The organism is Streptomyces sp. NPDC020996 (assembly GCF_040641355.1).
In the GTDB taxonomy this organism is placed as follows: Bacteria; Actinomycetota; Actinomycetes; order Streptomycetales; family Streptomycetaceae; genus Streptomyces.
The window spans coordinates 1-12,156 of the sequence record NZ_JBFADM010000050.1 but is presented as its reverse complement, the minus strand read 5'-3'; the positions used below and the strand labels follow the sequence as shown (position 1 = coordinate 12,156).

Genomic DNA, 12,156 nt, shown 5'->3' with positions numbered 1-12,156 from the left:
CGCAGATCGCGTGCGGGACGGTGGGGAGCGCGAACGGCTGCCCACCGCCCCCTCGTTCGCCTCAGGCGCCTGCGGTCATCCGCATGAACGCCGTCCACCGAGCGGGCGGCACGTCGAGGTATCGCCGCGTCCGGGCACTTGGAGTCGCGGATCAGCACGGCCGTACCGGCGTCCGCGACCTCGACGCAATCACCGCCGCTGCCGCACTGTGACTGCTCTTGAACCAGCGCAATCGGCCGGCGGGTTGCGCCGGCCGAGTGAATGACCCGGCCGCCTTCCCCGGACGTCACCGCCGGTCCTCAGCGGTTGAGCGTCTCGCTCCTGTCGTCGTAGGTGAGCCAGGTTCCGTACCTGCTCCGCGACATCCCACCGCGTCCACCCTGATCAGCGGCGTGCCCACCCCAACAGCGCACCCGCACTCGTCCGTCCAGCCGCCTCGCCGCCCTCCGTGACTGCACGGCGACCACGTGCAGGCGACGCCTTCCGCCCGACCGGCGACGAAACCCTCTGCGGCCGCTGCCTCAGTTCACCACCGAGCGGTCAACGGGTCTGACGGTGCCGGGAAACCCGAGAGCTGGGCGGAGCGGAGGCGTCCGGGTGGGGATCCGGGGTTGGCGCTGAGACGGAAGTGAGCAGTGCTGAGCAGAAATGAGCGGCGAACGGACTGTGGAATGGGCACCCGCCGTCTCGATGATGTCCCCATGAGACCGGGGAGCCGCCGAACGCCCCCGGGCCCACGGGAGGAATTCCATGCACGGTGATCGCCTCGTGAAGCGTCTGTCCGCGACGGGAGCGGCCGCTCTGGCCGCCGTGGCCATCGGTGCGCTGAGCGCCCCGCCGGCTGCCGCCGCCAGCAGCGACTGCCAGCCCGGCTGGTTCTGTATGTGGGACGACTCCAGCTACCGGGGCCGGTGGCTGTCCAGCCCGGCACAGAACGTCTCCAACGTCGGCACCTACATGAACGACCGGATGACGTCCTACTGGAACCGCACCGACCAGTGGATCACGGTCTACTACGACTCGGGCTACCGCGGCTGCCTGTTCGCCATCCCGCCGGGCGGCTCCGACGCCGCCGTCGACCCCGACCTCAACGACCGCGTGACCTCGTTCGCCGTCGGTCAATGGTGCTGAAGGAAACCACGACAACCATGAGGAAGAAGATGACGAAGACGCCCATGCGAACCCTGGTCGCGACGGTGCTCACGCTGAGCGCGGCCTTCGGCCTGACCACCTTGAGCGGAGGCCCGGCGGCAGCCGCGGACACCCAGTGCCCGGCCGGTGAGTTCTGCCTCTGGGAGCACTCAGGGTTCCAGGGGCGCTTCGCCTACTCCAGCGAGCCCCAGCCCAACGTCGGCGACTACATGAACGACCGTCTGACGTCCTACTGGAACCGCACCGACAACTGGATCTCGCTCTACGAGGACGACAAGTTCCAGGGATGTCTGATCTCCATCCCGCCGGGCAGCAAGATCTCGGCCATCCCTTCCTGGGCCAACGACCTGACCACCAGCTTCCGGCCCGGAAACTTCTGCAGGTGGACCGGATGACCGGCCGCCCCCGCTCCCGTGTCCGTCTCGGTGTACTGGCCGCCGCCGCTCTGATCCTGGGCGTCGCCCCGCAGGCGCAGGCCGAATCTGGCGCCTGGGTCAGCCTGGAGAACCCGTACACCGGAGCGTGTCTGGGCATCAACACCGCCATCGCCGGGACCATGCCGGTCACGCAGGTCACCTGCAAGGTCGCCAACTACAACTCGTGGCACCTGAGCACCGACGGCTGGCTGCGCAACGGCTACCAGAGCGACTCGTGCCTGGACACCAACGGAACCCAGCTGTACCTGTCGAAGTGCAACACCACCGACCCGGGCCAGCTGTGGGGACGGCTCCCCGGCACCAAGGTCGGCATCGTCAGCCGGGGCTTCCCGGGCAAGACGCTCGTGGGCTGGGCCGACGGGACGGTCAGCGTGGCCGCCCCCGGCACCGTCGACAACACCGCGAAGTACGAGTGGAAGTGGAACTGGCAGTAGCTCACTTCCCGGCGCCCCGGACCGGTACGCCGTTCAGCTCGCACTCCCAGAGATGGTCGGTGATCCGCTCCACCGCCTCCTTGAGGTGGCGGCGGTAGGTGCTGAACGGAAGACCCAGCCTGGCGGCCACCGCCTGCTGCGGCACGGGGCGCCCGTCGTAGGTGGCGGTGAAAGCGCGATGACGCCGCTCACCGCCCCGCTCAGCCGGCAGCACCTCGGCCGCGCCGAGCAGAACACCGGCCAGGTCGCCGTCCGCGGCGGCAACGATCCGGCTGCGCGTCAAGGGACTGCACTGCAGTTCCTTCGGCGAGCGCAGGGCGCGCAACGCGTCCCGGACCGCGGCGCCGAACTCCTCCCGGGACAGTTCCGCCACGGGTGCGGGACCGGCCGCTCCCGCGCTCGGCCGCGTCTCCTCGACGCCGGTCGCTCCCGCGGCGGCGGCCAGCATCGCGTCGGTGCTCGAGGTCAGGTACTCCTCCAGGCCCGTCCTGTAGTCACGGCCGTAGAGCCGGTACGCGTGGTCGCCGACGTGAACCGGCTCCTCGTCCTTGGCCATGCCGTAGTGACTCATGTGGCTGTCCCAGTAGCCGTCGTCCCGGTACACCGCGAAGTGGTGGGTCAGACCGCCCGCGTCCCGCCACACCTCTCCCATCGCACGCCAGTGCATCAAGGTCATGGACGCCGACGGACGGTGGTAGAGCGGCGGGTGGACCATGAACCGCGTCACGGCCATCCGTTCCCCGCGCCGCACGGGTCCGAGGCGGCGGGCGCGCCGCCAGGCGGCGGCGATCACCGGATCGAAGACGGAGGTGGCGTCCTCCTCGTCGGGTCCCAGCCAGAGGGTGGCGGTGAAGGCGACGGGCCGACGAGTCCTGGTGGACCGGTGCACGCGGAAGGCGGAGGGGTGGAGCCGCAGCCATCGGCGAGCGATCTCCGCGGACTCCGCGCCCTCGGCCCGCTCGGTCAGCTCCAGTACGGCGGCCTCGTCCCCGGGGGCGAACGGGAGCTCCTGCACCCGCCCGGGCGCGTGCCACTCGTGGACTTCGGGCATGTGCCCGTCGGTGCGGTACATGTACATCAGTGCCGCGACCGAAGACATGAGTTGGTGGGCGGGCCCCTTGCGGAGCCGGTCCAGGAGGTGGTCGTGCATGCGCAGGTGCATCCCGACGAAACCCTCGGGATCGCGCCAGCGAAGGTCCGCCTCGAGGGCCTCGCGGACCACATCGTGCGGGAAGATTCCGGTGGCGGCCGTCTCGATGTACGGCTGGGCGCGCAGCCACGCGAACAGCTCCGGGGCTTCCTCGCCGAGCATCGCCCGCAGCAGCTCCTCCGAGGTGACGTACGCGTGCGCGCACACCTCCAGCGCCTGCCGGTGCAGCGGAGAGGGCGGATGGTCCGCCAGGCGCGCCAGCAGAGTGGCGATCACGTCCTGGTCCGGTGCCCAGCCGGCACCGGATCCGGTGCGCGGCCGGCGGGCCGCGCCGTCCTCCGCGTCCTCACCGTCCTGCGCCTCCTCCGCGTCCTCCGCGTCCTCGCGGGCGACCGCGGCGGCGAGGGAGAGCGCGAGCGGGTGGCCACCCGTGAAGGCCAGCACGTCGCCGTGCAGCCGCGGCGGAACTCCCTGCCCGGCGAGGAACTTCACGGAGTCGTCCGCGGCCAGTGCCTTCAGGGGCAGCACCGTGAGGTGGTCGGACCAGCCGGCGTCCGAGGTCCAGCGGGAATCGGGGCGCGTGCGGCCGGCCAGCACGGCTACGGCGCCGAGCGGCAGTTCGGGCAGAAAACGCTCCCAGAGCCAGCCTTCGAGGCCCTGGCACATCTCGAAGGTGTCGATGAGCAGCACCGCGCCGGGCAGGTGCAGCACATCGGCGGCCGCTCGTTCGAAGCCCTCGGGCGTCGGGTCGGTCGTCCGGGCGTCCACTTCGACCACCGCCCGCCCTGCCTCCGCTGCTTCACGGGCGAACCGTCGCAGCAACGTCGACTTCCCGATGCCGCCCGGCCCGTGCAGGAACAGGACCGGTGCCACGTCCGGCTCTCCCGCGAGCATGGCGCGGAAGAGCGCGGTCTCCGTCTCCCGTCCCACGAACGCCCGGTCTCGTGACACCACGAGCCGGCTGCGCAGCCGGCTGGTTAAGGCGCCGCCCTTGTTCGTCATATCCCCTCCCCATGGCCGGGACGTCATCACGGCCCCGAATCAAGATCAACCAGAATACGGCCGTGCCACGTGCCGAAAGTCCCTCGCCTCGTGCGCGCCGACTGCTCCGCCGCCGGCAGCACTGACGTGCACGACCCCCTGTCCGCCTGCCCGGACCACGGCGGCGCTCTGCCGGGGCGTCGGGCGACGCTGTCGGGCCTGCCGGGGCGACCTGTCGAAGACCTTCTTCCCGCCCGGGGTGAGTCCGTGGCCGTGGTGGGCACTAAACGGCCCCACGCCCGGACACCCCTGGCAAGGCGGTCTGGGCCGCGGTGGCCGCCGGGCCGGTCCTCGGGAGAGCCGGGAACGGCCCCCGGGGCGTCAGTAGTGGTACCGGGCCTTGATGATCACGACGTCCTTCTCGGTGGCCCGGCAGACGAGGCGCTGCTCGTCGTCGATGCGGCGCGGCCGGTAGCCCGACAGGTCGCCCTTCAACGGCTCCGGCTTTGCTCCATCTGCGGCGTCCAGGACGGACCCGAACCCCTGAACGTGAGGGAACGGACCTGTGCCGCCTGCGGCACCGTCCACGACCGGGACCCCAACGCCGCGATCGATGTGAAGACGGCCGCCGGACTGGCGGTGTCGGCCTGCGGAGCGCCGGTAAGACCGGGAGCGATCCCGGCACAGCGCGAAGAAACAGGAAGCCAGGGATTCCCGACCCGACCCCGTGCCGCGTAGCGGCACGGGGTCGGAACGGAAGGCCGGAATCCTCGGCCGTCGGCCCGAGGTGCAAGTCAAGACGGCATCTTGTCGCCCAGCAGGGCCAGGTTCTCGATGGCGGCGAGGCCGTAGAGCGCGGTGTCGTTGGTGGACACCCAGCTCGCCTCGCTGCCCGCGACCAGGGTGGCCGGGCCGCTGAGCGGCTCGGTCTTCCACGGCGCGGACTCCGGGTAGCCGTCGGAGCCGTAGAACTTGGTCCAGGCGCGCTTGGCGAGGGCCTCGTCGCCGGTCTGGACGGCGGCGTAGGCGTCCAGGCGCGAGTGGCCCTGGAACAGCAGCAGGGTCCCGAAGTTGGAGCCGTAGCGGGCGGCCTGTTCGGCCTTGGTGGCGTTGAAGTAGCGGCAGTAGTCCAGGTAGGCGTCCTTGAACTTGGGCATGTCGACGAGGTAGATCAGCTCGGCGCACAGCTCGTTGAGGCCGAAGACGGCCGAGAGGTGGGACACCGACACCACGGGCTTGTCGGCGACGGCGAACTCGCCCGTGTCCAGGTCGTACAGCCCGCTGCCCTGGACGAAGCCGTTGGGCTGGGCGGCGATGCCCTTCATGGTCGACAGCACGCGCGCCTTGGCCTTCTCCCACTTGGGGCCCTTGCGCTCCCACTCGGTCAGCCAGGCCGACACCAGGCCGCTCCAGTCGGTGCCGAACCCGACCGACAGGGCGTGCCGGTCGGGCGTGTAGGGGTCGGTGCGCACCTTGCGCAGCGGGTCGAGGACGAGGAACGTCTCGTCGGAGTCCACGTTGGCGTGCATGAGGTCGCCGACGCGTTCGTCGGCGGTGAGGAAGTAGTAGAAGCGCCGGTAGGTGGTGTTGGCGATGCGCTGCTGCTTGGCGCTGTCGGCGTAGTGCTGGACGCCGTGCCGGGTGCCGAGGCCCGCCCACTTGCCGAGGTGGTAGACGTCGACCTCGCCGGTGTGCCGGGTCATGGCCTCGGCGAAGCGGAAGATGTCGGCGCGGCCGCTTCTGAGGTAGGCGTACCAGAGCCAGAGGTCGGGCGACAGCTCGGAGTTGTCCCAGGCGTAGCCGCCGATGTCGTACCGCCAGACGTGCCGGACGGTGTCGTAGGTGTGCATGATGTCGCCGTAGTCCCAGAAACCGTACCAACGGCGCATCTCCACCTGGTCCTTGTAGTAGGTGAAGAGGAAGTCGAGGTGGTCCTCGATCTTCGCCTTTGCCGGGGTGGAGCGGTCGGGTTCGGCGAACAGGCCCGGGCCGAACACCTTCGCCTTGACCATCTGCCGGGGCTCCGCGGCGAGCTGCGGCAGCGTCCGTACCGCCTGAACCTGTTCGGCCAGTGTCTCCGCGCTCGGGGTCGACTCGTTGGCCCAGAAGAGGAGTTCGGAGGTGCGGGCGATGCCGTAGGGGGTGCCGAAGCCGGGCTCGTAGTCCTCGTAGGTGATGTTCAGGCCCTCGAGCTGTTCGGCGTACGTGTCCTGGCCCATGCCGTCGTGGTAGAAGCGCAGGTCCATGGGTTGCGCCTCGGGCGACCAGAGCCACAGGGTGACCTCGGCCTCGTCGGTGTGGGCGTCGCGGATGTCGAGCTGGGCGGGGAACTTCTCCCAGAAGTCCCGCAGCCCGAAGGAGAGTCCGCCGCTCACGCCGCCGACGTAGCCGAAGCCGGAGGCGCGCCCGCCGCCGCCGGCGCCGATCCAGCCGTGGCCCTTCTTGGTCCGCTTGCGGACGGTGAAGCCGTCGGCGGAGAGCTGGGAGAGCGTGTAGTCGCCCCACTCGGGGATGTACTGCAGCCGGGTGGTGACGCGCTGGTCCCAGGTGGACGGGTCGGGCAGCTTCCGGCCCGCGTACTGCGCCGCCTGCACGGCCGCGCCGGGGTCGCGGCGCAGGCCGGTGATGCCCTTGACGGCCTCGCGCAGCAGGCCGGTGCCCTCGCCGCCGATGCGGACGTGCCGGTCGTACGCCGCGTCGCGCATCGGCACGGTGAAGCGGACGCCGAGGCCGCGGATGAAGTCGCCGCTCGCCTTGCCGGGCTCCTGGGTGCCGTCGTAGGTGATCGTGTGCACCATGCGGAAGGAGTCGGCGCCGGCGTAGAAGTACAGCCGGATGGAGAACGGCAGCCAACTGCGGCTGCCCTTGCGGTGCTTGCCGTCGATGCGGACCACGGCGCGGACCGGGCCGTCCTGCTCGACGGTGACCTCGTCGATGGCGCTCTCGAAGCGCTCGTATTTCACCGTGCCCTGGTCGCCGTCCTCGATCTCCGGCTGGCGCAGCAGCACGAGCCGGCCGTTCCTGGCGATCTCGGTGGAGCCGCGGGCCACGGACTTCACCAGTGTGGAGCCGGACTTGCCGATCTTCGCCGTGATGACGCCGGTCGAGACGTCGATCGTGCCGCCGCCGTGGTCGACGGTGACCTTCTCGGCGGGGGCGGCGGGGTCACCGGTGGTCAGGGTGAGCTTGCCGGAGCCGGAACTGACGGCGTGGGCGGTCCACTTGAGCGACCCGTCGGGCCAGTAGGCGAGCGGCCAGGTCTGCACGGGCACGGCCTTGCCGGCGGCGTCGGTCAGCGCGAAGGTCTGGTCGGCCTGGTGGACTCCCTTCGGCCAGGGGACGCCGACGGTGGAGCCGGGCGCGGCGCCCAGCCCGCCGTCCTCCAGCCAGTCCAGGGTCACCGGCTCGGCGTCGGCGGCCTCGGCGCCCGGCGCGGCCTGCGCGGCCTTGGCGCCCAGGGCCCAGCTGAACTGGGCGGCGGCTCCGGCGACCGCGGCCGCCTTGAGAAGGGACCTGCGGGGGATGGGGGACATGGCCTTTCCTTTCCGTGCGGGTGGCTTCGTGCGGTGCGAGAGGCTTCGTTCCGGGGAAGTCAGGGGCATGACAGAGGAAGGCGCGACGCCGAAGGCGCCGGCCCGGCAGGAGGGGGCCGCCGTTCAGCGCCGGCGGCAGCGCTCCTCCACGGCGACGGCCGCCGCCGCGACGGCGCCCAGGACGGGGACGGCCAGCGGCGCGACGAACCAGCCGGACAGCACCACCAGGACCAGCCCGCCGACGAGCAGGAAGGACCCGGCCGGGTCGAGGACCGTACGGCGCCCGGCGCCCGCGAGCAGGGACCGCCAGGCGGCGCCGGGCTCCCAGACCGCCGCCGCGCGCAGCCCGGCGACGACGGCGCCGAGCACCGCGAACAGGCCGACGGCGCCGGCGAGCGGCCCGCCGGGCAGCCCGGCCCGCACGGCCTGGACGTTGATCCAGGCCACGCCGGCCGCGGCCCACCCGGCGGCCCCCACGACCCACCCGCCGCGCACCGCGGCGCCGAAGTCGGCGGCGAACTCCCTTACGCCGCCGCCCTGGTGGGCCGTCCGCCGGCGCAGGTGGCGGGCGCCGGCGGCGAAGGCGGCCGGGTAGGTGACGACGCCGAGCGAGGCGACCGCGATCCACACCCCGGTGAGCAGACACTCGGCGAAGAGGGCGAACCGGTCGGCGAGGACGGACTCCTTGCGCGTCTTCGCGCGTGCCTGGGTCATGGTGACCGCCTCAGCCCTTCAGCCCGGAGGTCGCCATGCCGTCGATCAGGTACCGCTGGAAGGCGAGGAAGAACAGCAGCACGGGCAACAGCGCGACCAGCGACATCGCGATCAGGCCGCCGTAGTTGGCGGCGACGCCGTCGGAGTCGCGGAACATCATCATGCCGAGGGAGACGGTGTACTTGCCGGGCTCGTTGAGGTAGATCAGCGGGCCCATGAAGTCGTTCCAGGCGTTGATGAAGGTGAAGATCGCGCTGGTGATGAGCGCGGGCCGGCACAGCGGCAGCACGATCGACCAGTAGGTGCGCAGGTGCCCGCAGCCGTCGATGCGGGCGGCCTCGTCCAGTTCCTTCGGCAGGTTGCGCATGAACTGCACCATCAGGAAGACGAAGAACGCCTCCGTGGCGAGGTACTTGCCCAGCAGCAGCGGCACGTAGGTGTTGATGAGCTCCATCTTCTGGAACATCACGTACTGCGGGATGAGCAGCACGTGGTACGGCAGCAGCAGCGTGCCGATCATCAGGGAGAACAGCAGGTTCCGTCCGGTGAACCGGATCTTGGCGAAGGCGTAGGCGGTCAGCGAGCAGGAGATCAGGATGCCGACGACGGCGCCGCCCGCGTACAGCAGCGAGTTCTGGAAGAAGGTCCAGATGGAGATGTCGGCGATGCCGTCGGCGAGGCCCTTGAAGTTCCCCAGGACCGGGTGGGCCGGGAACAGTTGCAGGCTGTTGATGATGTCCTTGCTCGGCTTGAACGAGGCGCCGATCACCCACACGACGGGGTAGAGGACGACCGCCAGGATCAGCAGCGATCCGATGTGCCAGGCGAGCGAGCCGGTCCGCTTGCGGCTCAGCGGCAGGGGTCTGGTGGTGGTCGCACTCATCGGGCGTCCTCCTCGTAGTGCACCCACTTCTTCTGCGACCAGAACAGGACGGCGGTCACCAGGGCCACGGCGAGCAGCAGCATCCAGGCCATCGCGGAGGCGAAGCCCATCTGCGCGTTCTTGAAGCCCTGCTGGTACAGGTAGCAGGTGTAGACGAGCGTGGCGTCGGCCGGGCCGCAGTAGGTGTTGGAGACCACGTAGGCCGAGCCGAAGATCTGGAAGGAGTGGATGGTCTCCAGCAGCACGTTGAAGAAGAGCACCGGGGAAATCATCGGCAGGGTGATGTTCCAGAACTTGCGGAAGGCTCCGGCACCGTCCAGTTCCGCGGCCTCGTACAGCTCCTTCGGCACCTGCTTGAGGCCGGCCAGGAAGATGACCATGGGCGCGCCGAACTGCCAGACGGTGAGCGCCACCAGGCAGTAGAGGATCCAGTCGGGGTTGCCGACCCAGCCCCCGGCGTGGATGCCGACGGCGGACAGGACGCGGTCCACGACGGCGTCGTCGGAGAAGATCGACCGCCACACGAAGGCGACGGACACGCTCGCGCCGATGAGCGAGGGGGCGTAGAACGCGGCCCGGTAGAAGGCCTGTCCGCGCCGGCTCTGGGCGAGCAGCAGCGCGACGCCGAGCGCGAGCAGCAGTTTCAGCGGGGTGCCGATGACCACGTACTTGGCCGTCACCTGCACCGACTTCTGCCAGCGGGGGTCGTCGAACATCTTGGTGAAGTTGTCGAGACCGACCCACTTGGGGGTGTTGAAGAGGTTGTAGTCGGTGAACGCGAAGTAGAGCGAGGCGATCATGGGGCCCGCGGTCAGGAGCAGGAAGCCCGCGATCCACGGGGACATGAAGAGGTAGCCGGCGAGGTTCTCCCGGCGGCCCCGCCGCGTTTCGGCGGCGGGGGCGGCGGAGCGGGCCTTCCGGGTGGCGGGCGGTGAGTCCTTGACGAGCGTCACGGGAGTTCCCAATCGGTTCCGGTCGGTCCGGTCAGGCCTGGAAGGCGGCCTGCGACTCGTCGAAGAACTGCTTCACCGCGTCCGCGACCTTGACCTTGCCCAGGCCCAGGTCACCGCCGATGCGCAGGAAGGCGGCCTCGATCGTGTCGGCGCCGGACGGGTGCGGGGTGATCGTGCCGAGGACGCCGGCCTTGGCGGTGTCGGTCTCGTACTGCGCGATCTCCTTGCTGACCGCGTCGGCCGGCTTGAAGGCGTCGTACTGCTCGGTGCTGGCGAGGATGCCGCGGTCGTAGCCCATGATCTTGCCGACCTCCGGGTCGTGGACCATGAAGTCGATGAACTGCGCGACCTCCTTGGGGTGCGCGGTCCGCGCGGAGGCGCTGAGCATGAGGGACGCCAGGTACTGTCCGGTGTGCTTGCCGTCCATGGTGGGGATGGGCGCGAGGCCGTACTCGCTGTCGCCCTCCGCCGAGTAGCGGACGGTGAAGTTGTCCCAGGTGAACTCCGACGCCCCGTGTCCGGCGGAGAGCGAGGACTTGGGACGGTCCTGCGCGACGATCTTGGGGTCGGTGACGAGGCCGGCCTTCACGCGGTTGTAGCCGTCCTGCCACCACTCCGTCAGGTCGGCCTTGTCGAAGCCCAGTCCGTCCTTGGTGTAGAACGCCTTCCCGTTCTGGCGCAGGTACAGGTCGTACAGGTACATGATGCTGAAGTAGCCCGTGTCGCCCGGCACCTTGGTCTTGTCGTAGATCGTCTTGAGGGCCTTGAAATAGTCGTCCCAGGTCCAGCCCGTCTCCGGCTCGACGCCCGCCTTCTGGAAGACCTTCTTGTCGATGACCAGGGCCATGGTGTTGGAGCCGACGGGGATGCCGAGTTGCTTGCCGTCGACCTCGCCGACCTTCGTGACCCCCGCGCGGAAGTTGTCGAGGCTCAGATTTCCCGCGTCGATCTGCGACTTGAGGTCGAGCAGAACACCTCTCTTGTCGTACTTGCGGAGAAAAGTGACGGCGTTTTGGAAAACGTCCGGGGGATTTCCGCCGGAGGCCTGCGTCTGGAACTTCTCCCAGAAAGAGACGTAGTCCTGGAAGTCCGTCTTGACCTTGATCTTCGGGTACTTCTTCTCGAAGAGGTCGATGCTCTGGTTGATCTTCTTGGCCCGCTCGTCGGCGCCCCACCACGAGTAACGGATCGTCACCGTCCCGTCGGCCGACGTCCCGCTGTCGCCGCCGCAGCCCGTCGTCGCGGCGAGGCCCAGAGCGGCCGCCCCGGCGCCGGCCGCCTTCAGGATCGTACGCCTCTCAACATTCCCGCTGGTTCCCACAGTTGGGCCTCCCGGCTTCTTTTGCGACGTGCGTGAATCGTTTCAAGTAAGCGCTTGCTGGCACAAGTTACGGAGGGGCTCGGGGTGCGTCAATGATTCGGACAGGATTTTCTTCACCGTCTGCGCGCCCGCTGCGCGGTGCGAAGGCGGCGGACTGGACGGCGGACAGGGAGACGTCGCAGGTGAGGGCCACATGATCGACGGACCGAACGGAACGAGGCCGCGCCGGCACGAGTGAGCCCCGGCCGGAATCCGCCGCGGGGGCGAGGCGTGGCGGGGCCGGACCTTGCCGGGGGGCGGGGGTGCGCGGAGGTCGCCGGGCGCGGAGCGGGACGGACGGCCGTGCGCTTCACGCCGGGCGCGGTGGCGGGCACGTCCGAGCAAGGGCGGTCTGCGGCGAACGCCGGACCGGCGGCGCCCGGCACCGTCCCCGACGCCGCGGCGCGCGCCCGGCCGGCGCCTCTCGCCGCGCGGCACGCGGCACGCGGCACGCGGCACGCGGCACGCGGCACGCGGCACACTATCGGGCGGCTGGCCGGCGGCGGGCCGGGGCTCGCCCCGCCCGCCGCCGGCGACCGCACCCTCCCGGCAGGCACCA

9 protein-coding genes and 4 pseudogenes are annotated in these 12,156 nt (G+C 70.2%); 5 read left to right on the top strand and 8 right to left on the bottom strand.

Annotation, left to right across the window (positions count from 1 at the left end):
- Positions 1 to 164: 164 nt before the first annotated feature.
- Positions 165 to 290 (bottom strand): annotated as a pseudogene (locus tag AB0G63_RS28330) (hypothetical protein); the annotation flags it as partial.
- A 478-nt stretch (positions 291 to 768) separates the two neighbouring features.
- Here AB0G63_RS28330 and AB0G63_RS28325 point away from each other — a divergent pair.
- Genes AB0G63_RS28325 through AB0G63_RS28315 form a run of 3 tightly spaced genes read left to right on the top strand, consistent with a single transcriptional unit; the run spans position 769 to position 2,023 of the window.
- Entirely contained in the window at positions 769 to 1,131 is a 363-nt protein-coding gene (locus tag AB0G63_RS28325) for a peptidase inhibitor family I36 protein (RefSeq protein ID WP_360755720.1), read from the top strand.
- A 17-nt stretch (positions 1,132 to 1,148) separates the two neighbouring features.
- Positions 1,149 to 1,547, top strand: coding sequence for a peptidase inhibitor family I36 protein (locus tag AB0G63_RS28320; protein WP_360755717.1), 399 nt, complete (start codon positions 1,149 to 1,151; stop codon positions 1,545 to 1,547).
- Entirely contained in the window at positions 1,544 to 2,023 is a 480-nt protein-coding gene (locus AB0G63_RS28315; protein WP_360755715.1) for a ricin-type beta-trefoil lectin domain protein, read from the top strand. Before AB0G63_RS28320 ends, AB0G63_RS28315 begins: the two co-directional genes overlap by 4 nt.
- A gap of 1 nt (position 2,024) precedes the next feature.
- Here the strand turns inward: AB0G63_RS28315 and AB0G63_RS28310 are convergent, their stop codons facing one another.
- Both AB0G63_RS28310 and AB0G63_RS28305 read right to left on the bottom strand, forming a co-directional pair.
- The gene (locus AB0G63_RS28310; RefSeq protein ID WP_360755712.1) at positions 2,025 to 4,175 is read right to left on the bottom strand and encodes an ATP-binding protein; all 2,151 of its coding nucleotides are present in this window, start codon (positions 4,173 to 4,175) and stop codon (positions 2,025 to 2,027) included.
- 360 nt (positions 4,176 to 4,535) lie between these two features.
- A pseudogene (locus tag AB0G63_RS28305) lies at positions 4,536 to 4,661 on the bottom strand (type II toxin-antitoxin system YoeB family toxin); the annotation flags it as partial.
- On the opposite strand from AB0G63_RS28305, the pseudogene AB0G63_RS28300 reads away from it, so the two are divergent.
- A pseudogene (locus tag AB0G63_RS28300) lies at positions 4,656 to 4,892 on the top strand (zinc ribbon domain-containing protein); the annotation flags it as partial. The pseudogenes AB0G63_RS28305 and AB0G63_RS28300 sit on opposite strands and share 6 nt — an antisense overlap.
- Before the next feature lie 56 nt (positions 4,893 to 4,948).
- Here AB0G63_RS28300 and AB0G63_RS28295 read toward each other — a convergent pair.
- The 5 genes from AB0G63_RS28295 to AB0G63_RS28275 form a co-directional block, all read right to left on the bottom strand.
- Entirely contained in the window at positions 4,949 to 7,687 is a 2,739-nt protein-coding gene (locus tag AB0G63_RS28295) for a Tat pathway signal sequence domain protein (protein ID WP_360755710.1), read from the bottom strand.
- A 123-nt stretch (positions 7,688 to 7,810) separates the two neighbouring features.
- On the bottom strand, positions 7,811 to 8,401 hold the full coding sequence (locus AB0G63_RS28290) for a hypothetical protein (RefSeq protein ID WP_360755708.1): 591 nt from the start codon (positions 8,399 to 8,401) through the stop codon (positions 7,811 to 7,813).
- Positions 8,402 to 8,411: 10 nt separating this feature from the next.
- Positions 8,412 to 9,284, bottom strand: a complete 873-nt coding sequence (locus tag AB0G63_RS28285) for a carbohydrate ABC transporter permease (protein WP_360755705.1) — start codon at positions 9,282 to 9,284, stop codon at positions 8,412 to 8,414.
- On the bottom strand, positions 9,281 to 10,237 hold the full coding sequence (locus tag AB0G63_RS28280) for a sugar ABC transporter permease (RefSeq protein WP_360755703.1): 957 nt from the start codon (positions 10,235 to 10,237) through the stop codon (positions 9,281 to 9,283). The genes AB0G63_RS28285 and AB0G63_RS28280 overlap by 4 nt, the downstream gene beginning before the upstream one ends.
- A gap of 31 nt (positions 10,238 to 10,268) precedes the next feature.
- A complete protein-coding gene (locus AB0G63_RS28275) occupies positions 10,269 to 11,558 on the bottom strand; it encodes an extracellular solute-binding protein (RefSeq protein ID WP_360755700.1) in 1,290 nt (429 codons plus the stop codon).
- 342 nt (positions 11,559 to 11,900) lie between these two features.
- On the opposite strand from AB0G63_RS28275, the pseudogene AB0G63_RS28270 reads away from it, so the two are divergent.
- Positions 11,901 to 12,156 (top strand): annotated as a pseudogene (locus AB0G63_RS28270) (hypothetical protein); the annotation flags it as partial.